Source organism: Pseudoclavibacter helvolus (assembly GCF_049707175.1).
Taxonomy (GTDB): Bacteria; Actinomycetota; Actinomycetes; order Actinomycetales; family Microbacteriaceae; genus Pseudoclavibacter; species Pseudoclavibacter helvolus_A.
This window is the reverse complement of the sequence record NZ_JBNAFM010000017.1, coordinates 1-22,147: the sequence shown is the minus strand read 5'-3', so window position 1 is coordinate 22,147 and position 22,147 is coordinate 1. Positions and strand designations below refer to the sequence as shown.

General features: G+C 69.9%; 18 protein-coding genes, 1 tRNA gene and 1 pseudogene. 6 read left to right on the top strand and 14 right to left on the bottom strand.

Annotated elements, in window-relative coordinates; translation table 11 throughout:
* Positions 1-2: 2 nt before the first annotated feature.
* The 7 genes from ACPYN9_RS13615 to ACPYN9_RS13585 all read right to left on the bottom strand — a co-directional run bounded on the left by ACPYN9_RS13615 (position 3) and on the right by ACPYN9_RS13585 (position 12,715).
* On the bottom strand, positions 3-5,354 hold the full coding sequence (locus tag ACPYN9_RS13615) for an Ig-like domain-containing protein (protein ID WP_424467082.1): 5,352 nt from the start codon (positions 5,352-5,354) through the stop codon (positions 3-5).
* A 96-nt stretch (positions 5,355-5,450) separates the two neighbouring features.
* Entirely contained in the window at positions 5,451-6,242 is a 792-nt protein-coding gene (locus ACPYN9_RS13610; protein WP_424467081.1) for a hypothetical protein, read from the bottom strand.
* Between the two features lie 26 nt (positions 6,243-6,268).
* Positions 6,269-8,056: a serine/threonine-protein kinase gene (locus ACPYN9_RS13605; RefSeq protein WP_424467080.1), complete on the bottom strand. Its 1,788-nt coding sequence runs from the start codon at positions 8,054-8,056 to the stop codon at positions 6,269-6,271.
* Positions 8,057-8,058: 2 nt separating this feature from the next.
* A complete protein-coding gene (locus ACPYN9_RS13600; RefSeq protein WP_424467079.1) occupies positions 8,059-9,690 on the bottom strand; it encodes an FHA domain-containing protein in 1,632 nt (543 codons plus the stop codon).
* A 3-nt stretch (positions 9,691-9,693) separates the two neighbouring features.
* Entirely contained in the window at positions 9,694-10,584 is an 891-nt protein-coding gene (locus tag ACPYN9_RS13595; protein WP_424467078.1) for a PP2C family protein-serine/threonine phosphatase, read from the bottom strand.
* 132 nt (positions 10,585-10,716) lie between these two features.
* Positions 10,717-12,399 (bottom strand): ABC-F family ATP-binding cassette domain-containing protein, encoded by a 1,683-nt coding sequence (locus ACPYN9_RS13590; protein WP_424467077.1) that lies wholly within the window; start codon positions 12,397-12,399, stop codon positions 10,717-10,719.
* Between the two features lie 240 nt (positions 12,400-12,639).
* Positions 12,640-12,715: transfer RNA gene (locus ACPYN9_RS13585), tRNA-Glu, on the bottom strand.
* Between the two features lie 174 nt (positions 12,716-12,889).
* On the opposite strand from ACPYN9_RS13585, the gene ACPYN9_RS13580 reads away from it, so the two are divergent.
* On the top strand, positions 12,890-13,552 hold the full coding sequence (locus ACPYN9_RS13580) for an MBL fold metallo-hydrolase (RefSeq protein WP_424467076.1): 663 nt from the start codon (positions 12,890-12,892) through the stop codon (positions 13,550-13,552).
* Between the two features lie 82 nt (positions 13,553-13,634).
* On the opposite strand, the gene ACPYN9_RS13575 is transcribed toward ACPYN9_RS13580, so the two are convergent.
* From ACPYN9_RS13575 to ACPYN9_RS13560, 4 genes are all read right to left on the bottom strand, one after another.
* The gene (locus tag ACPYN9_RS13575; RefSeq protein ID WP_424467075.1) at positions 13,635-13,961 is read right to left on the bottom strand and encodes a DUF7218 family protein; all 327 of its coding nucleotides are present in this window, start codon (positions 13,959-13,961) and stop codon (positions 13,635-13,637) included.
* Between the two features lie 38 nt (positions 13,962-13,999).
* On the bottom strand, positions 14,000-14,881 hold the full coding sequence (locus ACPYN9_RS13570) for an SDR family oxidoreductase (RefSeq protein WP_424467074.1): 882 nt from the start codon (positions 14,879-14,881) through the stop codon (positions 14,000-14,002).
* Positions 14,882-15,019: 138 nt separating this feature from the next.
* Positions 15,020-16,252 carry an MFS transporter gene (locus ACPYN9_RS13565; protein ID WP_424467073.1) on the bottom strand — a complete coding sequence of 411 codons (1,233 nt, stop codon included), beginning with the start codon at positions 16,250-16,252 and terminating at the stop codon, positions 15,020-15,022.
* Positions 16,249-16,683: an Lrp/AsnC family transcriptional regulator gene (locus ACPYN9_RS13560; RefSeq protein ID WP_424467072.1), complete on the bottom strand. Its 435-nt coding sequence runs from the start codon at positions 16,681-16,683 to the stop codon at positions 16,249-16,251. Before ACPYN9_RS13560 ends, ACPYN9_RS13565 begins: the two co-directional genes overlap by 4 nt.
* A gap of 79 nt (positions 16,684-16,762) precedes the next feature.
* Between ACPYN9_RS13560 and ACPYN9_RS13555 the strand changes: the two genes are divergently transcribed.
* Together ACPYN9_RS13555 and ACPYN9_RS13550 are read left to right on the top strand one after the other, a co-directional pair.
* A complete protein-coding gene (locus ACPYN9_RS13555; protein WP_424467071.1) occupies positions 16,763-17,680 on the top strand; it encodes an AzlC family ABC transporter permease in 918 nt (305 codons plus the stop codon).
* Entirely contained in the window at positions 17,673-17,996 is a 324-nt protein-coding gene (locus tag ACPYN9_RS13550) for a branched-chain amino acid transporter permease (protein WP_424467070.1), read from the top strand. The genes ACPYN9_RS13555 and ACPYN9_RS13550 overlap by 8 nt, the downstream gene beginning before the upstream one ends.
* Here ACPYN9_RS13550 and ACPYN9_RS13545 read toward each other — a convergent pair.
* Positions 17,944-18,879, bottom strand: a complete 936-nt coding sequence (locus ACPYN9_RS13545) for a type II CAAX prenyl endopeptidase Rce1 family protein (protein WP_424467069.1) — start codon at positions 18,877-18,879, stop codon at positions 17,944-17,946. The two genes, ACPYN9_RS13550 and ACPYN9_RS13545, sit on opposite strands and share 53 nt — an antisense overlap.
* Positions 18,880-18,973: 94 nt before the next feature.
* A complete protein-coding gene (locus ACPYN9_RS13540) occupies positions 18,974-19,120 on the bottom strand; it encodes a hypothetical protein (RefSeq protein WP_424467068.1) in 147 nt (48 codons plus the stop codon).
* A 95-nt stretch (positions 19,121-19,215) separates the two neighbouring features.
* Here ACPYN9_RS13540 and ACPYN9_RS13535 point away from each other — a divergent pair, with 95 nt between their 5' ends.
* The 3 genes from ACPYN9_RS13535 to ACPYN9_RS13525 all read left to right on the top strand — a co-directional run bounded on the left by ACPYN9_RS13535 (position 19,216) and on the right by ACPYN9_RS13525 (position 21,800).
* Positions 19,216-20,682, top strand: a complete 1,467-nt coding sequence (locus ACPYN9_RS13535; RefSeq protein ID WP_424467067.1) for a PLP-dependent aminotransferase family protein — start codon at positions 19,216-19,218, stop codon at positions 20,680-20,682.
* 3 nt (positions 20,683-20,685) lie between these two features.
* Entirely contained in the window at positions 20,686-21,495 is an 810-nt protein-coding gene (locus ACPYN9_RS13530; RefSeq protein ID WP_424467066.1) for a Cof-type HAD-IIB family hydrolase, read from the top strand.
* A 167-nt stretch (positions 21,496-21,662) separates the two neighbouring features.
* Positions 21,663-21,800 carry a hypothetical protein gene (locus ACPYN9_RS13525; RefSeq protein WP_424467065.1) on the top strand — a complete coding sequence of 46 codons (138 nt, stop codon included), beginning with the start codon at positions 21,663-21,665 and terminating at the stop codon, positions 21,798-21,800.
* Between the two features lie 130 nt (positions 21,801-21,930).
* On the opposite strand, the pseudogene ACPYN9_RS13520 reads toward ACPYN9_RS13525, so the two are convergent.
* A pseudogene (locus ACPYN9_RS13520) lies at positions 21,931-22,147 on the bottom strand (hypothetical protein); the annotation flags it as partial.

The following is a 22,147-nucleotide window of genomic DNA, read 5'->3' as shown; positions in this document are numbered from 1 at the left end:
GGTCACCACTTGTCGCGCACCTGGCTTCTCGCGACTTCCGCGTTGTTCTGGTAGACGATCACCCAGTACCCGCCGAGACTGCCCTCGCAACCGGTGAGGGTGGTGCCTCCCTCGCCCTTGATGGCGGCGCCGCTCACGTTCGTCTGCGTGCCGACGAGCTTGTTGTCGCCCGGTTTGCCGTTGCTGTAGCACTCGACGGTGTAGGCGACGTCCGCGAAGTCCTTCCCGGTGATGACGAAATTGCGCACGTTGTCTGGCTTACCCGGCACCGGCGAACCGCCGGCGACGCTGACCGTCATGGGTGTGGTGTAGAACAGGTTGCCGATTTTCCGGTCGGTGGTCGCCGTCGAGACGCCGGCTTCGTTCGTCGCGGCGACGGTGACGGCGACCGGGGTGCTTCCGCCCTCCGGCACAGGGATGCCCGTGATCTCGAACGTGACCTGGGTGGCGGGCACGCTCGTGGTGGTGGGCGGCTGCGTGCCGATCTGCACCGTCACCTCGTACCCGGTCAGGCCCCCACCGCCGGTGTCGGCTGGCGGCGACCACGTGGCCGTGAGCGTGCCCGTCAGCTCACCGGGCTTGGTCCGCCCGTCAGGCACCTCCAGGTTCTGCGGGGCCTGCGGGATGTTGATCGGTTTGGCTTCGGTCGAGGTCGCGGGCAGCCCGAAGCCGAGGGAGTTCTGGGCGCGGACGGTCGCCGTGTAGTCGACCCCGGTCTTGAGCCCGTCTGCCCCCGTGAAGGTGGCGGTGTAGGTGCCGCCGTCGGTGGTCTTCACAAACGGCGCCATGCCCCCGCCAGCGAGCGTTACCTCGTAGCCGGTGACCTCCGGCCCGTTGCTGACCGAACTCGACCAGTTCACGACGAGCGAGCCGAGCTCGGCGCCCTTGACGAGCGTCACCGACCCGGGCGGACCGGGCACGTCCTGCACTTCGACGGTCGCGAGCCCGGTGGTCTCGCGCAGCGGGTCCTGCGTCTGGTCGCCGATGCGGTAGCTCACGGTGATGGTGCCGATGAAGTTGTTGGCGGGCACGACCCGCACCTGTCCGTCGATCCGTTCGACGGTCGCGTTGGATGCTCCGCCGGCGGCAACGCTCGCCGAGATGAGCCTCAGCGGCGACTCGGGGAACGGGTTGAAGTCGTTTGCGGTGACGTCGATCATCACCGGCTGGTTTCGGAGGGTCTGCCGCTCGTCGGGGACCGCCCGGGGCAGGGGCTTGGAGGTCGACACGACGGTCACGGTCACGGTGCCGGTCTGCACGAAGTCGCGGAAGGTGTAGGTGACCGAGTACTTCGCGACGGTGCCGACCTTTGCCGTCACGCCCGCGCCGACCTGCACCGTGCTGCCGCTGAGCGCCGCGGTCAGCTCCCCGGTGCTGCCCGTGAGGTTCGAGAACTGCACCTGCGGAACGACGTCCTTGTTGGGGTGGCCGGTGGCCGTATGCAGGTCGAAGCTCTGCGACCCGCCCTGCTCGACGGTCAGCTGGGGTGCCACGAACGTCGGCGCGACGTCGAAGAAGTCGGGGTCGCCGACCGTGATCGGGACGCGGATGGTCGCGATGCCCGCGTTCTGATCGTCGGCGCCCTGCGCATCCGACACCTGGAACGTGATCGATGCCGGACCGCGGAACCCGGGCTTCGGCGTGAAGCTCAGCCTGGTGTCGCCCTCGACGAGCGGGCTGCCATCGGCCTGCTCGGCCCACGCCTGCTCGGGGTTGATGATCGCGACGCGATTGCCGGATGGCGCGCGCACGAGATCGTTGACGTCCCACGAGATCGACTCGCCCACCTTGACCTTCTGGCCCGGGAGGTCCGGGATGAGGAACGGCGACTGCCGCTTCGACTCCTCCGTGATGAGGGCGGGAACCATGAGGAAGCCCGCCGCGGTGAGCCCCGTGTCCGGCGCAGTCAGCCGGTAGACCATGATCTGCCTGACATCGCTCAGGGTCACCGTCACCCGACCGTCCTCTTCGACCTGAGCGGCGCCAGCGCCGGCGCCCACCAGGTCGACGGCGAGCTCGCTCACGCGCCCGCCCGGGTTGGCCGCGCCGTCGCGGACGTTCACCGAGAGCGTCGCAGCACCCGCGAAGTCGTCGAGCCGCACGACGTGGTCGGTCGCCGTCGGCGGCAGCGTCGGCGCATCCGCGCTCATCGTCACGTGGATGAACGCGGCGTCCTGCCCGCCCTGCCCGTTGGTGATCGTGTAGGGCACGGAGATGAACTCGCCCTCGGTCGGCACCGTCACGATGATCGAGTCGCCGTCGACCTCCGCGTCGAGGCTCGGGTCAACGCCAACCAGCTCGGGGACGAGCTGGAGCGTGTAGCCGTTCGGGTCGGAGTCGTTCTGGAGGACGGGAACCGCGATGCGGGAGCCCGGCTTGGCCCGGACGTTGTCGTCGACCGCTACCGGCGGTGCCGTCGCCGCTGGCCGGGCAACGACGCCGACCCGGATCGTCCCCTCGGCACGCTGACCGTAACCGTCGACGACCTCGTAGCGCAGGACGTCCGTGCCCGCCGCCCCGGGGAAGGCCTCGTAGATGAAGGACGTCTGTGTGACCTCACGCACCGAGCCGAGCTTGGGCACGTCGACGAGCTGGGTGAGCTCGACGGAGTCCCCGTCAGGGTCGATGCCGTTCAGCGGCACGTCGATCCGCACGCTGGCACCCTCGAACACCCTCGCGGTGTCGATGCCGGGAGCCGGCGGCCGGTTGCTGGACTCATCGGGGGCCGTGACTTGGAAGGAGACGGTGGCCCCAGCCTGCTCGCCGTGCTCGTCGACCACCGTGTAGCCGAGCGAGTAGGTGCCCGGCTCGCTGGGCGCCTGCAGTCGGACGTCGTCGCCGGAGACGAAGGCGTAACCGTCGCCGACCTGGACGTTGTTGAGCTCGGGCGCCAGCGACATCTGCGCCTCATCAGGGTGCGAGTCGTTGTCGAGCACCGAGACGCTCGTGTAGTCGCCGGCGCGGACGCGGCGAGTGTCGTCCACGGCGACGGGCGGCTCGTGGGTCACCGCTGGCTCGACCGGGACGACCACGATGTAGCCGACCGAGGAGGAAGTGCCGTCGGTGATCGTGTAGGGAAGCTCGATGGGTGCCTGGATCGCCGACTGCGAGGAGAGACGGACGACCGTGTTGTCGATGAGTTCGACGGCGAGACCCGCGATGCGTGCCTCGTCGGTGGTCTCGACGCTCTGCACCGAGAGCACCCCGGTGCCGGTCGTGACATCGTTGCCGAGTACGTCCACGGCGTTCGACTGGCCCGGCCGAAGGTAGGCCAGGTCGCGCACGGCCGTCACCTGGGCAGGCTCCGTCGAGGGCTCTTCGATGTCGAAGCGGATGATCCCGACCGAGGTCGCGTTCCCCGCGGTGACCGTGTACTGGACGTAGGCGGTCATCGGCGTGTCGGCGACGAAGCTCACGGTGCCGAGATCGGGGTTGAAACTTGCGCCTCCCGTTGCCGTGCCGAGCTCGGCGATCTCGACGAGGCCCAGCGCCTGCCCGTTGGGCGACAAGTCGTTCACGAGCGGTTGCGCGGTGACGGCCTCCCCCACCATGCCTCTCGCGAAGTCGGGGGTGCCGATCGGGCCGAGTGTGCCAGGCGCCTCGACGCGGACGCGCAGCTCACCCGCCGCCTGCGAGGTCCCGTCAGAGACGAGGTAGGGCACGACCCGCTCCCCCAGCTCCGCGTTGGCTGCGGTGAAGGTGATGCGGCCGTCCGGGGTGAAGCTGACCGCGTCTCCGACCGGGGCCGTGGCGCCCTGCAGGAAGATCGGGTCGCCCTCCGGGTCCACCCAGTCGGGCATGACGTTGTACGAGATCTTCTGCCCGGACTCGACGGCGACGGCGCTCGTCCGGTTCGTCGTGGGCGGCTGGTTCTCGGCGTCGGCCGAGTGGATGCGGATCGTGAGCCGCGCATCCGCGACGCCACCCGGCCTGCCGTCGGTCGCCGTGTACGTGAGGGTCTGCTCGCCCGATGCCCCGTCGGCAGCCTGGAACTGCAGGGCGCGCCCGTCGTCGATGAGGCGCAGCTCGCCGAACGAGGCAGGCAGGTCCGCGCTCAGCCCGGTGATCGTGAGGATGTCTCCGTCGACATCGGAGTCGTTATCGAGCACCGGCAGGTAGGCCGTGGACCCCGCGCGAACGCCGAAGACGTCGTCGACGAGCTCCGGCGGCGTGTTCTCCTCGCCCCGCTCGGCGAGCGTCGCCTCGAACGACTCCTCGGTCGCCTCGTTCTCGCCCTCCATGCCGTCGGTGTCCTCCGGCGGCACCAGTTCGTTCCAGTTCTCGACGAGCCGCATGTTTTCCTGTGGCAGCCACACCTGGCCCGTCGCGACGTCGTTGAGGGCGACGACGTTCCGGTTGACCCGGTAGAGGATCTCGCCGAGCGGCGGGGTCGACATGGGCTGCACCTTCGGCTGCTCGTCGCCGCACACCACCATCGTCGCGGCCGGCTGCGACCAGGCCGCGTGCGTGCATCCGCCAACCACGGCAGGGCGCGCGGTCCCTGCGGCGCTCGACTCGGGGGCCGTGAGTCCCGCAGACACGGTCAGGGGTTCGCCGCCGTCCAGCGGCACGCGCAGGACCCCATCGACGCTCGCGAGGACGACCTCCGGGGCCGCGGCACCAGGCAGCTGCACGCGAAGCGCACTGCTCGGCAGCTCGCGAGCCGCGCCGTCGACGAGCAGCTCGCGAGTCTGGGTGTCGAAGACGACGGGTGTCTCCCCCACGGCGGTGAGCTCGTAGCTGCGCGGCGCGGCCGCGAGCGGCTCCCAGGTCTGCTCGGCGTCGAGGCCCTCGATGCGCAGGATCTGCTGCTGCTCCGGCGAGACCGCGAGCACCGTGCCGAGCGACGTCACCAGGACCTGCGCGTCCTTCCCGAGCTCGGCAACGGGCTCGGTCGTTGCGGCGTCGAAGGCGAGCGGCTGCGTGGCGTCGAGGAGCCAGAGCCGGCCCGAAGCGGGGTCGAGGAGCGCGATGACGCCGTCGCCGTAGGAGCTGCGGCTGCCGGCCGGCGTCAGGATGCTCTCGCGCAGGTCGGTCAGCGCCGGGTCGACGCGACCGAACGAGCCGCTCGTCTGGTCGTGGAGGAAGACCGTGTCGCCGTCCTGCAAGATACCGACGTCGGCCGTGGCGAGGCTCACGCTCGCGTCGAGCTCCTTGATCTGCGCGTTGAGGCGCCCGGCGCGGAGCTCTTCGCTGTTCGACACCCAGACGTCGCTGCTCTCGAGCTCGATCTCGGCGGCTGGGAAGCCCTCGTGGAGCAGCGCGAAGAGCAGCGGGGTGCCGATGAGGAGCGCCAGGATGAGCGTCATCGCGAGCTGCCTGCGGCCCGGTGCGGTCGACGCTGGTCGGCGCATGTCTCGACACCCCCAGCGGAACTCGTCAGCGCCTCATCTCAGAGCGCAGCAGACTTCATTGTGCACGAGGACTCGGCGCAGGCGCGACCGGGCGAGCTACTTCCGGTCGAGGGTGTCGAGGTCCTCTGGCGTCACGAGGCGGGTCGAGATCGCGTACTCGACGAGGCGCGCGCGACGGTTCGAGGCGAGCTTGTTCCGCCCACCCCTGAGCCCCGAGACGCCGAACTTGTCGAGCTTGTCGCACACGTTGTCGAGCTTGCGGTTGAAGGTCGGCAGCGTCCAGCCGAGGCGGGCGGCGGCGTCGGCGGAGCTCGGGATGACGCCGCGGCCCGGCACAGAGTTGCGCAGCACGTCCTCTGCGAGCGCGAGGATGAGCTCGCGTTGGGACTCGGTGAGGTGGATGACCGCCTGCGTGGTGTTGCCGGACGGCGACATGTTGACGTGGGAGGTGTTGTAGAAGTCGGACGCCGAGTGGATGGCGAAGTCGTAGGTCGTGGACCCTGCGGTGAACATGACCTGCGTGTGCTGGAAGACGACCGGCAGCTTCGCACCGGGCGACAGCCATGACTGGACCTGGCCGGAGTCGTCGGTGACGGTCGCAGAGAGCACGGAGCCGACGTTGGAGAGCCACCACATGCCGAACTCGGCCTGCAGCACCAGGAACTGGCGGTGCAGGTAGGGGTTCTCGTCGATGACGAGGTCGGCGTCGCGACCGATCGTGAACGGCTCGGCGGGGTCGAGCTCGTACCACTCGCCCACGAACTCGAGGCGGAGCGGCCCGAGCGGCGGGACCTGGCTGATGACTCGCTCGTCGCTGTCGGAGATCTCGACAGCCTCTTCGGGGGCCTCACCCGCGTCCGCGGCCGAGGTGTACTTGCTCTCGCTCATGCCACCATCATGGCGGATCGGCGAGGTTATTGCGGGTAGCAGATCTCGAGCGGCTCGGGGCTGACCTTCCCGCCTCGACGGACCTCGACGTCGATGCAGGTCTGCGTGCCCTCTGGAACGCTCGGCACAACCACCGATGTCTCGCTGGTCGTCGCCCCGTCTCTGGCTCCCTCCCCCATGGTCCAGTAGTAGACGTCGCCTGGCTGTGGGTCGGGGTTCGACCATGAGAAGGTGACCGAGCCGTCGACGCCTCGCACGGCGACCGGGGCCACGAGCACGGGTGGGAACCCTCCCGCCTCGATGACGACGGGGGTCGTGGTCGCGCGACCGAGCTCACCATCGTCCGGCGTGAAGATCCACGCGAGGGCCGCTGCGATGCCGACGACGGCCACGAGACCGCCGGCGATGATGCCGACCAGCCCGTTCCGCGAGAGCTTCCGTGCGCTTGCGGCCGCATTGGCCTCACTGACCTTGGCGAGCTCCTCGACCATCGAGGCCTCCTCGGCGGCACGAGGGTCGCGATGGTCAACGTCCTGGTTGCCGCGGTGGGTGGTGGATGCGTCACCGAAGGCAGGGGCAGAGGGGGCGGGCCCGGCTGCGGCCTGCCCAGGTGTCCGGATGGGGCGCGCCGTCGTCGGGCCAGAGTCCTCGGTCGGCGCACCGCCGGTGTGCTCGACTCCGTGGGGTCGCCGCCCCGTCCTTGGCCCGCTTGCCGTCTCGTACCTTGCTGCGAAGCCTCCCGGAGCCTGCTGGGCGGCGACGCGGACGACGGCGCGGGCCGAGGTCAGCTCGGCCTTGCTGGCTCGCGCGCCCTCGTGCACCTGGGCGTTGACCAGTGATACGGGGCGGAGGCTCGTCGCGTCCGCCTCCCCTCCCGCGTCGGCCGCGGCGGCGGAGATCGTCATGTTCGGGACGTCGATCGCGGTGGGGGCGTAGTTCAGCTCGAGCTCGACGCGCTGGAGCGCGTAGGCGAACTCGACCGCGCTCTGGTAGCGGTGCGCGGGGTTCCGAGCCATTGCCTTGTGGAGCACGCTCACGAGGGAGCGGGGCACGTCGCGTCGGTCGATGGGCGAGATCGCGCCGCGCTCGATACGGGAGATGAGATCGAGGGTCGTGTTCTTCTGCCCCGGCCGCTCGAAGGGCGTGTGCCCGGCAACCAGCGAGAACACGGTCGCGCCGAGCGAGAAGACCTCGCTGCGCACGTCCGGCTTCGGCTCGTCCTCGAACATCTCGGGCGGCGACCATGGGACCGAGAGCCCGCCTCCACCTGCCGGGGCAGACTCGACGAGCTCCCCGGCGTCGGCGAGCTCGTCGTCGACGGCGGAGGAGATCCCGAAGTCGGTGAGGGCGGGCCAGCCGAAGTCGTTGGTGAGGATGTTCGCGGGCTTCACGTCTCGGTGCAGGATGCCGACCGCGTGTGCCGTGGCTACCGCGCTGGAGATGCGCACGCCGGTGCGCAGCACTTCTTCGACCGGGATCTGCTCGCGCTTGTAGCGGTCGGAGAGACTCAGCCCCGACGCGAACTCCATGACGAAGTAGGGCCTGCCGTCGCCGGCCACGTCGGCCTGGAAGATCGTGACGATGTAGGGATGCGACGACATCTGCGCCATGAGGTTCGCTTCGCCGATGAACGCCTGCCTGCTCGTCTCGCCGAGGTCGTCGCCGCCGAGGAGCACCTTGACGGCAACGAGCCGTCGTGGGAACTGCTGCTCGTAGAGGAAGACGTCGGAGAACCCGCCCGAACCTAAGTGCTTTCGGTAGACGTAGCCGGGAATCTCGGGCGGCTCTGCTGGGGTGCGTCGCTGCCCGGCCATCGCTACTCGCTCGCCGTCATCGAGAGGTTCCGCACGGTCAGGAAGACACCGCTGCCGAGATCGACGACCGTGCCAGGCATGACGGCCGTGGGCTCGCCTGCACGAAGTCGCTGCGGGCCACGACCCGGCATGATCACGTCGGTGCCGTTCCTCGAGTGAAGGTCGGTGACGACGATGACGCCGCCCTCGACGCTCATGAGCACGTGGTTGCGCGAGATGTCCGTGGCGCCCGAGAGCTTCACGTGCCTCGGCGGGGTCCCCCCGGTCTGCTCGGAGCCCATGCTGGGGGCACGGCCGAGCACCAGCGGTCCCGTGAGCTCGACGCTGCCACCCGTGGACAGCTCGACGACGTACCCGGCGCGCGGGGCGGACCGCGCCGGCGCGGCTGGCGCGGCTGGAGCGGCCGGCGGCACGGATGCGGTGGGCGGCGCGACCGGCGCGACCGGCGGCGCGAGAACGCCGCTCCGGCCTTCTGGGTGCGTCTCGAAGGACAGCGCCTGCGCGAGAACGGTGTCGCCGAGCTCACCGAACGCGGACTGCTCGGCCGGCACCTGTTGATCTGGCACCGGTCGATCTGGCACCTGGCCCGCTGGGCCGCGTCGGAGTTCGCGAACGGAGCCGCCCACCACGGTGTGCCCGTCGTGGTCACCGAGCTGGAGCGCCTGCTCCTGGGGCGCGAGATCGTGGAGCGATGGGGCCGGCTGCGACGCATCGGGCTGCGCCTGGTCGGCGGAGTCCTGTTGCGTGGCGCGGCGGGCGAAGGCGGCTTGGCGGATGCGGCTCGCTTCGTCGCTGAGGACCGTGTGACCGTCGTGCTCGCCCACGAGGTGCGCGTCCGTTTCCGCGTCCGCATCGACGATCGGCACGGGGGCGGTCTGCGCGCCGCGCTGCGGGATCGGGGGCTCCGCACCCTCGTCGTCGTCGGCGTCTTCCGAGGGCAGCTCGACGATCGTGGCCTCAGCGATCGTCGCCTGAGCGAACATCCCCTCAACAAGGGGACCCTCGCCGGGGCCGACGGCTCCGTCGAGGTCGGGGTCTGCGGTGACCTCGGCGGCGTCCGAGGTGGGGGCGATCGTCTCAGCGACCTCCTCGTCGGCTTCCGCGAAGAGCAGCTGCAGGGGAACCTCGTCGAGTCCGTGGCACACATCCTCGACCGTCACCTCGACGCCACGCGCAGCCGGAAGCACCGCCTCGACCCAGGTCAGCGCCTCGCCCGAGGTGATGACGGCGGGGCGGATTCCGACATGCGGGGCGTTCGGGAGCTCCACGACTCGCAGCGGTCCCCGAGCGATCACCCTGAGGCCATTGCCCTCGCGGACCAGGTACACGAAGGGGGCGAGGGCACTGAGTGGTCCGCCGCCAAGCAGGGCCGCGAAGACCCGGTCAGGCGAGAGCGGCCCATCGGCGAAGGCCAGGCGTGCGGCGCCGACCGCACCGGCTGCCTCGCAGTCGCCATCGAGCGCTGGGCTCTCGAGCGCTGGGTCTGCCAGCGGTTGCTCGGCGAGCGGTTGCTCGGCGAGGGGTGGGTCGGCGAGCCGAGACGACGACAGCGGCCGCAGCACGAGCAGGGCGTGTCGTCGCTGACGGAAGATCACCGATCTCTCCGCCTCGACCTCATGGGGTGCCTCGGTCATCGATTACCTCGGGGTCGTATCTTCGAAGGTGTCGTCTGCGGGCGGGGCCGCGATCGGCCCCGTCGTGGTGGGCGGGGCCGCGGACGCCTGGTCTGCGTTGGCGTACTCCGAGTCGATGACGACGACGCTGACGTTGTCGCGCCCACCGACCTCGACGGCCGTCTGCACGAGCGTCTCCGCGAGCGTGAGCTCCGGCTCGGGGTCGGAGTGGTACTCGAGCATGACCTGCGAGATCTGCTCGTCGCTGAGCTCCTTCGTGAGCCCGTCGGAGCAGACGAGGAACACCTGGTGCCCGTGCACGGGCATGAGCCAGATGTCGGCCTCGACGTCGGTCTCGGAGCCCACCGCGCGGGTGATGACGTTGCGGTCGGGGTGGATGAGCGCATCCGCGGCCGAGATGAGCCCCATGGCCACCATCTCTTGCACGGCCGAGTGGTCGACGGTGACCTGCACGAGGGCGCGACCGTTCCATCCGTAGACGCGAGAGTCGCCGACGTTGAAGATCATCCAGTGGAGGAGTTCGGCGCCCAGGTCTGCGAGGTCGACGAGGGCGATGCCCGACAGCGTCGTCCCCGCGACGGCCCCGGGGCCGTCAGCCTCGGTGACGAGGTCCTGCACGGCCTTGTTGGCGCGGTCGATGGTGCGCAGCACCCGGTCGGGTGTCGCCGGCTCCTCGACCTGGAACTCCTCGTCGAACGTGGCGACAACGGTCTGGCTGGCCCGGTCGCCGTACGCGTGGCCGCCCATCCCGTCGGCGACGAAGAAGACGGGCATGCGCGCGAGCACGGAGTCCTCGTTGATCTGGCGCACGCTGCCGACGTCGCTGGCAGCGCTGACGCGCAACGCGACAGCTTCCTCCGCGCGTGCGTACGAAGAAGCCAGTTCAGTATTCACAAATAGCACCTCTGGAACTCTGCCCGGGTGGCCTGCCCCGAAGGCACACCTTGTACGCGTAGATCGCGCGTGCGTCCATTGTGGCATTGCGGAGGCTCGGCTGCGAGACCGCCCCGCAAGACCGCCGCAGTCTCAGGCGCCCTCCACGATTCCGCTCTTCGCGCCGGGGCCCGCGGTGCCTACTGCTTCGAGCCTCCTCGTCAGCTCGAGCGTCGCGAGGAAGCGCTGGTCGTGGCTCACGACCAGCACGGCGCCCCGGTAGTCGCGGAGCGCGTCGACAAGCTGCGCGGCGGACTCCCGATCGAGGTTGTTGGTGGGCTCGTCGAGCAGCAGGAGCTGAGCGGGCGGGGTCGCGAGGAGGAGCCTGACTAGAGACACCCTGAAGCGCTCGCCTCCCGACAGCGAGGAGACGGGTCTGTCGACGACGGCGCCCCGCAGGAGGAACCGCGCGAGTTGCGCCCGCAATTCCTGCACGGGCGTCTCCGTGGCCGCGCGCTGGACGTTCTCGAGCACGCTCGCGCCGTCGTCGAGGCTGTCGAGGCGCTGACGCAGGTAGCCGACTCGGCTGGTGGCTGCGGTGACGCACACGCCACCGGGCGTGCGGACGCTGGCCGTGGCGGGCCCGCCGTCCGCGCCCCACGCCCGGGCCGACGCGGCGATCGCGTCGAGCAGCGTGGTCTTGCCAGACCCGTTGGGCCCGGTGAGGGCCACCCGCTCGGGGCCCATGATGACCAGCCGTCGCAGCTCGTCGCCGTCGCTCGGCACCTCGATGGTCACGAGGCGACGGGACGCCGCGACGTCAGGGTCCGGGAGGTGGATGCGGATGCTCGCGTCGTCGCGCACGCGACCCTCCGCCCGCTCGACGGCCTGGCGGGCCTCCGCCACGCGCGACTCGTGCTCGCCGCGGAGCTTCCCGGCGCTGACCTGGGCCCTCGCCTTCTGCCCGTTCATCAGGATCTTCGGCGCGCGTTTGTTGGCCTGCGCCTTCTTTCCCGCGCGGAGGCTGCCCGCGATGCGCGATTCGGCCTCCCTCCGGTCGCGCTGCTCCGACTTGAGGGTGCCCTCGGCGGCACGCAGCGCCTGCGCCGCGGCAGCCTGCTCACGCTCGAGCTGCTCGAGGTAGGCCGCGTATCCCCCGCCGGTCACCGAGAGCTCGCCGTTTCGAAGCTCGGCGATCTGATCGACGTGTTCGAGGAGCTCCTCGTCATGGCTCGCGATGACGAGGGTGCCGCGCCACGACGAGACGAGGGCGATGAGCCGTTCCCTGGCGCCGCGGTCGAGGTTGTTGCTCGGCTCGTCGAGCAGGACGATGGGCGCACCGCCAAGGCGGAGCCCGGCGACGGCGAGCAGCATGGCTTCGCCGCCCGACAGGCCGCCGACGGTCCTGCCGAGCATCCGCTCGTCGAGACCGAGGCCGCGGAGCGCGGATTCCGCGCGCACCTCGACGTCCCAGTCGTCGCCGACGGTGTCGTAGTCGACTGGGTCGACGGAGCCCGCCTCGATGGCGCGGAGCGCGCGGAGCTTCGCGTCGACGCCCAGGAGGGTCGTCACGGGCAGCTCAGTCTCGAGGGTCAGCTGCTGCGGCAAGTAGGCGATGTCGGCCTCGGCGCGCAGCGTACCGCCGGTCGGGGCGAGCTCCCCGGCGATCAAGCGCAGCAGCGTCGACTTGCCGCTGCCGTTGCGGCCGACAAGGCCGGTTTGTCCCGGAGGGAAGGCCCCGCTCAGCGAGTCGATGGCCGGGTTGCCGTCCGGCCAGGTGAGGCTGAGGTCGGCGAACGAGATCGGAAAAGTCTTGTGGGGTGTCGGCGTAGACACGGTGCTCCCTGGTGGTGTTCAGTGCGTGCACTGACTCCGGGAGCCTCAGAAGGCGGGTTCGACGGTCGTCAGCGCACAGTGTGCGTTGCGGGGGCGTCGAGAATCCTCACCGGCCTGCCAATCTTTCGGGAACAAGACCATGCAAACGTAACTCGGCACGAGAGAGGCGTCAACCTTGGCACGACGGATCGACGCATGCGAAAAGCCCGGCACGAGACGCGTCTCGTGCCGGGCTTTTCTTGGTGATCCCAGCGGGATTCGAACCCGCGCTGCCGCCGTGAGAGGGCGGTGTCCTAGGCCGCTAAACGATGGGACCGTTTTGGCAACTCGGATATTCTGGCACACCCGACGAAGCGAGCGCAACTCCGTCCAACGGCGGCGGCGCGTCGCCCGGTATTCCGGGGAAGCTCTGCGCTCGGACAGCCGCGGGTTGCTACCTTGGTCGGATCGTCAGGCCCCGAGCTGGGGCCTGCAGTTCTGAAGGGGGAACATGCGCCTCACCAAGCTCGAGCATGCCGCACTCTCGATTGAGAAGAGCGGATCGCGCCTCTTCATCGACCCAGGGAAGTTCACGACCCCCATCACGGAGGCAGCTGGGACGGTCGCGATCGTCATCACGCACGAGCACGACGACCACTGGACCCCAGAGCAGCTGACGCGCATCCTGTCCAGGAACCCGAAGACGCCGATCTTCACGACGCCGGCAGCGGCCGAGAAGATCCTGGCCGCGGACCTCCCCGACTTGGGTGAGGTCATCGACGTCGCCGCCGGCGAGTCGGTGCTGGTGGGGGGTTTCGACCTGCAGTTCTTCGGTGGCGAGCATGCGATCATCCACAGCTCGATCCCCCGCGTCGAAAACATCGGCGTGCTCGTCGAACGCGGCGCGCTGTACTACGGCGGCGACGCGTACATCGCGCCGGAGGGCATCGACATCGACGTGCTGGCGGTCTGCGCGAACGCCCCGTGGATGCGCATCGCGGAGTCGATGGACTACATCGAGCGGGTGCGTCCGAAGCGGGTACTGCCCGTGCACGAGATGCTGCTGGCGAAGGTCGGCAAGACGCTGGCGACGACGCGACTGCGCGAGTCGGCGGACCGCGCCGGGGCGACCCTCATCGACCTCCAGCCATTCGAGACGCTCGAGCTCGACTAACCCACCAAGGCACTCGTGGGCCGAACCGCAAACAGGAAGCGTCCGGTGCTCGCTGAGCGGACTCAGTGCTCTCGGGGCAGGCTCAGTGCTCTCGGAGCAGGTCGATGAGCTCGCCCTTGCGCTTTCCGGAGTACCCGGTGAGGCCGAGCTCCTTGGCTCGCGCGGTGAGTTCGCGCACCGTCCAGTCGTCGTAGGACCCGGCCTCTCCGCCCTTCCGTCCGACCTGCGACCGCCCTCGGTTGGCGGCCGCGTTCGAGATGCGGGCCGCTTTCTCCTTCGAGTTTCCCTCGTCGCGGAGCTTCTCGTAGAGCTCCTGGTCCTTCAGGCTCGGCTCCCCGCCGGAGCTCTTGCCCGATCCCGTGCTCTTGGACGTGCTCTTAGATGTGCTCTTAGACGTGCTCTTGGCCATGGTGTCGCGCTCCTCTCAGCCGTGCGTGTTGCGCCCGGTCACAGGTTCTTGCCGCCGGTGACGGCGATGATCGCCCCCGAGGTGTAGGTGGCGTCATCGGAGGCGAGGTAGACGTAGGCGCCCGCCAGTTCCGCCGGCTGGCCGGCTCGTCCGAGGGGCGTGTCTTGGCCGAAGCTCGCGAGCTTCTCTTCGTCCCAGCCCGTGGCTGGGATGAGCGGCGTCCACACCGGGCCGGGTGCGACCGCGTTGACGCGCACGCCCTTAGGCCCGAACTCCTTGGCCATCGACTCGGTGAGGGACGCGAGGCCCGCCTTCGTCATCGCGTAGTCAAAGAGCCCATCGCTTGGCTCGTAGCCCTGCACGGACGAGGAGAAGATCACGGATGCACCCGGCGGCAGGTGAGGCTCGGCGGCGCGGAGCGTGTAGATGGGGGCTTCGAGGTTCGTCGCGAGAACTCGGCGGATCTCGTCAGTGGAGGTGTCGCCGATGCTGGCCCGGTCTCGCTGGTAGGCGGCGTTGAGCACGAGCAGGTCGATGCCGCCGAACGCGGCCACGGTCGCGTGGACGATCTCGGTGCAGTACTGCTCGTTGCGAAGGTCACCGGGGAGCAGGAGCCCGGTCTCGCCTGCCTCGTTGATGAGACGAGCGGTCTCCTGCGCGTCGTCCTCCTCCTCCGGGAGGTAGGAGATGGCGACCTTTGCCCCCTCGCGGGCGTAGGCGATGGCGACGGCTCGGCCGATCCCGGAGTCGCCGCCGGTGATCAGAGCCCGGCGCCCCTTCAGCCTGCCGTGGCCGACGTAGCTGTGCTCGCCGTGGTCGGGGGCCGGCGTCGTCTCGCCGGTGAGTCCCGGCTGCTGCTGCTCCTGTTCGGGGAACCCAGCGTCGCGGTACAGGGTGCGGGGGTCCGTGAGGTTGGTCATCGTGCGCCTCCGTGGGGGTCGGTCGTGCGTCGTGCCGGGCGGACGGCTGGCCGCGGGCGGGGCCGTCGGAAGGACCTGCCCCACGCTAGGGATCAAACGTGGGCGTTCACTGATCGGCAGGTGCGCGCCCGCCCAGCTTCACGCCCTGGGGTCCTGCGTGCGCCGCGCTCCGAGGGCGACGAGCACCGCGCATCCGCTCGCCGTGACGGCGACCGCCACGAGGAGCGCCGCCATGCCGAAGACGGGCGCGAGCGCTGAGAGGAGGGCGGGCAAGGCAAAGCCGATGTAGGTGAGGGCGTAGTAGAGCCCGGTGAGGCCGGCGAGGTTGCGGCCGCCCGCCATGGCCTGCACCTCGACGAGGCCGGTGAGCATGCAGACGCCGTACGCGGCGCCGAGGAGGACGCCGGCGACGCACGCCAGGAGCGGCGACTGCAGGGCGACGTTCGCGGCCACGAGGAGCGCGCCGGCCGCGAGGAAGGCGAGCCCGACCGACCCCGAGGCACCCCGGACGCGCGCCGCGAGCCGCGGCACGCTCGGTTGGACGAGGAATCCGACGGTCAGCGTCACGAGCGTGAGGAGGGCCGCGAAGGCGATCTCGAGGCCGCCGAGCTGGTCGACGACGATGGCGGGTGAGATGGCGAACGCCAGGGCGGGGGCCGCGAACACCCAGGGCGCCATCGGCAGGACCACAAAGAAGAAACGGCGGCGGTGCTCGGGCGCGATCGTCACGTCGATGAGCGGTCGACGCGCACTTCCCCGCCCGAGCGTTCCCCCGCTGGGGCCGGCGGTCTCGGCGCCGCGCAGGAGGGCGACGGCGGCGATCGACGTCAGGGCGAGCTGCACGACGTACGGGGTGAGGGTCGGCCAGGGCGCCCACTGGGCGAGGAGTCCGGCGGCAACGGCGCCGAGGAGGAACCCGGCGGTGATGGTGAGGGATGCGCGCTTCGCGGCGGCGGCCGGTGGAACGGCGCCGCTCGACAGTTCGCGGATCCAGGTGGTACCGACCACCATGGCGACCGCCACCGAGACGCCGGAGAGGAGGCGCCCGATCATCATGGCGAGCGGACTCGCGCTGCCGAGCGCGAGCACGGCCGCGGCGGCGACGCTCAGGGCGACGGCGGCGACCATGAGCGGCTTGCGGCCGAACCTGTCGGACAGCGACCCAGCCACGAGGAAGCCAGGGATGAGGCCGAGGATGTAGGCGCCGAAGAAGAGGTCGACTTGCAGCGCCGAGTAGCCCTCGACCTTGCGGTAGAGCAGGAGGAGGGGCGTGAACTGGTTGCCGCCCCAGGCCATCATGAGCACCGCCGGAGCCGCCGCGAGCCAGGCCCGCGGGCTTCGCTGCGCGGGCGTCGAGCCTGGTGCGCTCACCCCTTGAGGACCTTCATGGTGAAGTGCGAGGTCACGCGGTGCACGCCCGGGAGGCGCCACACCTTCTCGCGAAGCAGCTTCTCGAAGCTTTCGAGGTCGGCGACCTCGACACGAAACGCGTAGTCGGGCGAGCCGAACATGCGGCGCACCTCGGTGACCTCGGGGAGCTCGACGGCCTGCGACTCGAACGCCTCGACGGTGCTGTGCGCCTGACTCGTCAGGTCGACGTCGATGAGCACTTTGAAGGCGCGTCCGATCTTGTCGGGGTTGACCTCGGCGTGGTAACCGAGCAGCACACCGTCCTCCTCGAGGCGCCGCACCCGTCTCAGGCAGGGCGCCGGGGTCAGGCCGACGCGCTGCGCGAGCTCGGCGTTGGTGAGGCGAGCGTTGGCCTGCAGTTCGCGCACGATTGCGCGATCGATGGTGTCCACACCTGATTATTGCGGAGAATGGCGCTGACGCGATCACATTCGCTCTCGTGATGCGCGACTTCCGTGCCAAGATCTCCGCATGACCACCGCAGACCCCGCCGCGCGAGACGCGTGCCCGCAGGATGCGGCGGCGACACTACCCGGAGCGCCGGACGGGCACGGGGCGCTCGATGCACTCCGGGTGCCGGGTGGCCCCGCATCCGGTGGCGGGCCAACCGCACCCCACGGGCGGCCCTTGCCGGGCGGCCCGAACTCGCCCCACGAGGCGGGCGCACACGTCGCCGTGCCTGCAACCCGTGGAGAGCGCATCCGCGCCGGACTCCGCGACTCGCTCGCGGCTGGCCTCGGCGTTGTCCCGCTCGGCGTGGCGTTCGGCGTGCTGGTCATGCAGGCGGGACTCCCCTGGTGGGTGGCACCGTCCCTGTCGGTGTTCGTGTACGCCGGCTCGATCGAACTCCTGCTCGTCGGGCTCATCGCGGCAGGAACTCCCATCGCGACGATGGCGCTGACCACGTTCTTCGTCAACTTCCGCCACGTCTTCTACGCGTTCTCGTTTCCGCTGCACCTCGTGCGCGGCCGCTTCGCGCGCCTCTACTCGATCTGGGCCATGACCGATGAGGCGTACGCGATCGTCACCCCGATCCCGCGCGAGCAGCGGTCAGCGACCCGCCTCCTCACCCTCCAGCTCGCCCTGCAGACGTATTGGGTCGGCGGGGGCCTGCTCGGGGTGGCGCTCGCGAGCATCCTGCCCGGCGAGATCAAAGGGCTCGAGTTCTCGCTGTGCGCGCTGTTCACGGTGCTCGCGCTCGACGCGATCCGCTCCAGAGAGGACGTCCCCTCGCTGCTCATCGCGGGACTGAGCGTGTCGTTCGGGCTGCTCGTCGTGCCGGGCGCGCCCCTGTTCGCCGCCCTCATCCTGTTCGCGGTGGCGCTCGCGGTGCGCGCCCTGTTCGCCGCGAGGCGGGACCGTCGAGGAGGTTTGGGCGACGATGTTTGACGTGTGGTGGTTCATCGGTGCGCTCGCGGTGTGCGGAGGCATCACGTTCGGGCTGCGCGCGCTCCCGTTTGCGGCGCTCAAGCCGTTGCGCGACTCGAAGACGGTGCAGCGGCTCGCCGTGTGGATGCCGGCGGGCATCCTCGCGATCCTGGCAGTCGTCACCTTCAGCGACTTCACCGGCGAGCCGCGGAGCGCGCTGTGGGCCGCGATCGCGCTCGCCGTGACGATCGGCGTGCACCTGGGGTTCGGGCGCAGGACGCTCCTCAGCGTGGGGCTCGGGACGGCGACGTTCGTTGTGCTCGTGAACTTCTTCTAGACGCCCGCCGCAGCCAGCTGAACGCAACGATCGAGACGGTGGCGTAGCCGGCGAAGAACAGGAGCGACCCGAGCTCGTCCATCTCGAACTGCACGCCCTCCGCGCCGAGCACGATCCGGTTCATGGTGAGCCAGCCGAGGTGGGCGCCGACGGCGGTCCAGATGGTGGCGGATGCGGTGGCGTCCCGCGCGTAGATCAGCAGGTACCCGAAGGCGACGAGCATCGTGTAGTAGACGATCGGGTCTTCGCCGGACGGCGCGAGCCGGCCACCTTCGCCGTTCCCACGCACGAGCGCGATGAGGCCTTGGAGCGCGAGTGCCGAGACTGCCACGAGGAGAAACGCGCAGATGTTGAGGACCACGGCCACGGCTGGCGGGAAAGCGTCGCGCAGGTTCGTGAGGGCGTAGCCGCGAATCGCGAGCTCTTCCGGCAGCGCTTCGAGCAGGAGGGCGACGACGGCGTTCGTCGCGACGAAGCCGAGGAGTTGGAGCGGGGCGACGGCGAGAACCGTCACGACCCCCGTGAGGTCGAGGAGAAGGAGCACGGCGACCCCGGCTCCGACGAGCACCCCGAACCCGATGGCGAAGCCAGCGGCGCCGGTTCTGGGGCCAGTGAGGCCCATCTCGGTCAGGGTCCGCCTGTCCCAGCGCCGTCGGAGCAAAAGGATGAGGCCGACGACGATGACGGTGACGCTCCCGGCGACGAGCACGCGCGACCCGAAGCCACTCGCGGCGGTCGCGTCGGCACCGAAGAGGAGCCCGGAGAGTTCCGTCGACGCGAGGAGCCCGAACGCCATGATGAAGGCCGCGGCAACGGCCCTACCGATCGCGGCGACCCGGCCGACCTGGTGGCTTCGAGATCCGTGCTGCGTCGTTGCGGTCATGGCGCCTCCCCCAAGATTGCGGACAGTGTAGGTGGCGCACCTTCAGGGGGCCAGGTGGCGCACTTTCAGGGGGCCAGGTCTGGCCGGAGCGCAGTCAGCGCGGCAGTCGCGAATCGTAACTGGACTGGAAGGGGCGGGCACGGTAGCCGTCGCGCAGCAAGATCACGATGGTCGCCGACACCCCGAAGGCGGCGGCGATGACGGCAATGACGCCGCCAGCGATGAGCATGATGAGATCCATGAGCCATCTCCGTGACGGTCGGGGAACGTTCGGTAGGCACATCCAATCCCCATATTGGCCTGGCCGTCTCGGTCCACTTCGCGCATACTGGACCCATGGAGTCGAATTCTGGTTCTCGCATTTCCGCCCGTACGCTGCTCGCGTTGGCCGGTGAGCTGCGCGATGACTCGGCGGCGTATGAGGCGCTCGCCGAGCGCATCCGTCTGCTGATCGTCGATGGCCGCATTCCCGTTGGCACGCGGCTCCCGTCGGAGCGGGAGCTCGCGGTGCAGTCGGGCCGCAGCCGTACGACGATCGTGGCCGCGTACCAGTCGCTCCGCGACAGCGGGCACGTCGTGAGCAGGCAGGGGTCGGGGAGCCGGGTGACGCTCCCCCGGCTCGGCAGGCAGGACTACCGCCCGAGTGGCGAGGGCGAGAACTTTGGCGTGGACTTCGCTCGGGCGGTGCCGCCGCCGGTGGAGGGGCTGGCTGAGATCATCGCCGACGCGTCGGCGTCCATGCCGCTCGCGCTCGGCGCCCCAGGGTTTGACCTCCTCGGCACGCTCTCGCTCAGGTCGGCGATCGCCGACCGTTACACGTCACGCGGGCTGCCCACCACGCCTGACCAGATCATCGTGACGATGGGCGCGCAGCATGCGATCTCGCTGACCGCCCACACGCTGCTGACGCGGTCGGACGTGGTGCTCGTGGAGTCGCCGACGTACCCGCACGCCTACGAGGCGATGCGGCGGGCGGGGGCGAGGCTCATCGCGACGCCGGTCACGACGGGCGGGTGGGAGATCGAGCATCTCATCGAGACGATCGAGCGGATGCGCCCGGCGCTCGCCTACCTCATCCCCGATTTCCACAACCCGACGGGGGCGTCGATGCGCCCTGAGGACCGTGTGCGGGTCACTGAGGCGGCGCGGGCCGCCGGAACGATTCTGGTCGTCGACGAGACGACGGCGGACCTGTCGATCGACCGCCCCTGGGACGACGGGCCGTTCGCGCGTCACGCGCGGGGCGCGTCACCGTTCTCCGGTTCGGGGGTCGTCACGGTCGGCTCGCTCAGCAAGGCAGCTTGGGCGGGGCTGCGTATCGGGTGGATCCGGGCGGATGCGGCGCTCATCCGTCGGTTTGTGCAGGCGAGGCCCGCGGGCGACCTGGGGACGCCGCAGATCGAGCAGCTGCTTGCGGAGCGGGTTGTGCGTGCCCTGCCGGAGTTGCTGCCGCGGCGCCGGGAGCAGATGCGCCGGCACCGCGATGCCCTCCACGAGGCGCTGAGCCTGCACTTGCCGGAATGGTATGTGCCGCTGCCCGACGGGGGCCTGTCGATGTGGGTGCATCTCGCTCAGTCGGCGAGTTCGGCCATGACGTCCCTGTCGGAGGCGCGGGGTCTGGCGCTGGTCGCGGGTCCGAAGTTCTCGATCGATGGGAGCCTTGAGCGGTTCCTCCGGGTGCCGTTCACGGCACCGGTGGCGGATCTCGAGGCGGGCACGCGCATCCTCGCGGATTCGTGGGCCCAGCTGTCGGCGCGCGACGTTCGCTCGATGGCAGACACGCGTCTGCCTGAGATGGTGTAGCTCATGGCTCTCTTCTTCAGCGACATCGATGGCACCCTGCTGAGCGCGCAGCGCACGCTCTCCCCTCGCACGATCGAGGCGATTCGGGCGCTGCGGGCTGCCGGTCACCAGTTCGTGCTGTGCTCGTCGCGGCCGCCGGAGTCGATGCGCGTGCTTGAGCGGCTGTATGGCGGCCTTGGTTCGCCGCTTGTGGCGTACAACGGCGGGCTGGTGCTGTCGGGAAGCGGCGAGGTGCAGCACAGTGTGCCGATCGCGCCGTCGGATGCGCGTTTCATCGCCGAGCACTGCGAGGCGGCTGGCCTGCACGCGAGCTTCTTCGCCGGGGAGCACTGGTATGCGTGGGGCGAGGACACGTGGATGGAGCGTGAGCGGACGCACACGTGGGTGCATCCGGAGCCGCGGTCGACGTTGGAGTTCGTCGCGTCCGGGGCCGTGGATGCGACTCCCCCGCACAAGGTGATGTGCATGGGAGATCCGGCCCTCGTGGATGCACTCGAGGCGGCCCTCGCGGGGCGACTCGGGGTGGTGAGCTACCGGTCGAAGGACACGTACCTGGAGATCGCGAACGCGGACTGCTCGAAGGGCACGGGTCTGCTGGCGGTTGCGGAGCAGTTGGGGGTGGGCCGCGAGGACCTGTACTACTTCGGCGACAACTACAACGACCTGCCGGCTTTCGAGGTGGTCGGGCACCCGATCGCGGTTGCGAATGCGCGCTCGGAGGCGCTCGCGGCGGCACGGGTCGTGATTCCCAGCAACACGGATGACGGCGTTGCGGTGTTCGTTGAGGAGTGGCTGGCGGAGAACGCGGCCTGACGCGGGCCCAACGCGGGCTCGCCATGGGCCCGACGCGGGCTCGCCACTGCTGGGGTCCAATCGCCGGCGACCAGTCCACTGACCCTCGAGTGGACCGCGACACGCCCGGGCGGAAGCGATTGGATTGCAATATCCGGCGCCTGCCGGCAGATCACGGAGGTGGACTCATGGAACTTCTTGCTTTTGGTATCGGGGTTGTGGCGGTTGTCGCCTTCGCCGCTGAGACTGTTCGCGCTGTCCGCAAGGATGGCTACGCGCAGCGTCCCACGCGCTTCGGCTACAACACTCGTCAGCCGCAGCTCTAGTCGCGCTGCTGCACCTCGCTCTTCCTGGGCGGGGTAGGACAGCAACCGGTGCCGCCCTGGTCTTCGTGATCTCGGCGGCACTTTCGCGTCTGCGGCGCCGCTTCCAAGTCCGGCCGTTTCATGTTCGGGTTCATGTTCTGGGGTTCCAGTCGGGTTGTGGCGCGTCGGTGCGCGCGGGGAGGCGGCGTCGTGGCCGTCGCCGTCGCACGTAGTGCGGGGGTGTGGCGCTCACGTGCCATCGGCCGTCCGGCCCGTGGGTCACGTGTAAGCGTCCGCGGTGGACTTCGTGGTGGTGGAACGAGCACAGCAGGATGCCGTGGTCCACGTCGGTGGGTCCGCCCTCGCTC

Coding starts and splice junctions, on each gene's coding strand:
- ACPYN9_RS13615 (WP_424467082.1), bottom strand. CDS start 5,354: ATGCGCCGACCAGCGTCGACCGCACCGGGCCGCAGGCAGCTCGCGATG.
- ACPYN9_RS13610 (WP_424467081.1), bottom strand. CDS start 6,242: ATGAGCGAGAGCAAGTACACCTCGGCCGCGGACGCGGGTGAGGCCCCC.
- ACPYN9_RS13605 (WP_424467080.1), bottom strand. CDS start 8,056: ATGGCCGGGCAGCGACGCACCCCAGCAGAGCCGCCCGAGATTCCCGGC.
- ACPYN9_RS13600 (WP_424467079.1), bottom strand. CDS start 9,690: ATGACCGAGGCACCCCATGAGGTCGAGGCGGAGAGATCGGTGATCTTC.
- ACPYN9_RS13580 (WP_424467076.1), top strand. CDS start 12,890: ATGCGCCTCACCAAGCTCGAGCATGCCGCACTCTCGATTGAGAAGAGC.
- ACPYN9_RS13575 (WP_424467075.1), bottom strand. CDS start 13,961: ATGGCCAAGAGCACGTCTAAGAGCACATCTAAGAGCACGTCCAAGAGC.
- ACPYN9_RS13570 (WP_424467074.1), bottom strand. CDS start 14,881: ATGACCAACCTCACGGACCCCCGCACCCTGTACCGCGACGCTGGGTTC.
- ACPYN9_RS13555 (WP_424467071.1), top strand. CDS start 16,763: ATGACCACCGCAGACCCCGCCGCGCGAGACGCGTGCCCGCAGGATGCG.
- ACPYN9_RS13550 (WP_424467070.1), top strand. CDS start 17,673: ATGTTTGACGTGTGGTGGTTCATCGGTGCGCTCGCGGTGTGCGGAGGC.
- ACPYN9_RS13545 (WP_424467069.1), bottom strand. CDS start 18,879: ATGACCGCAACGACGCAGCACGGATCTCGAAGCCACCAGGTCGGCCGG.
- ACPYN9_RS13540 (WP_424467068.1), bottom strand. CDS start 19,120: ATGGATCTCATCATGCTCATCGCTGGCGGCGTCATTGCCGTCATCGCC.
- ACPYN9_RS13535 (WP_424467067.1), top strand. CDS start 19,216: ATGGAGTCGAATTCTGGTTCTCGCATTTCCGCCCGTACGCTGCTCGCG.
- ACPYN9_RS13530 (WP_424467066.1), top strand. CDS start 20,686: ATGGCTCTCTTCTTCAGCGACATCGATGGCACCCTGCTGAGCGCGCAG.
- ACPYN9_RS13525 (WP_424467065.1), top strand. CDS start 21,663: ATGGAACTTCTTGCTTTTGGTATCGGGGTTGTGGCGGTTGTCGCCTTC.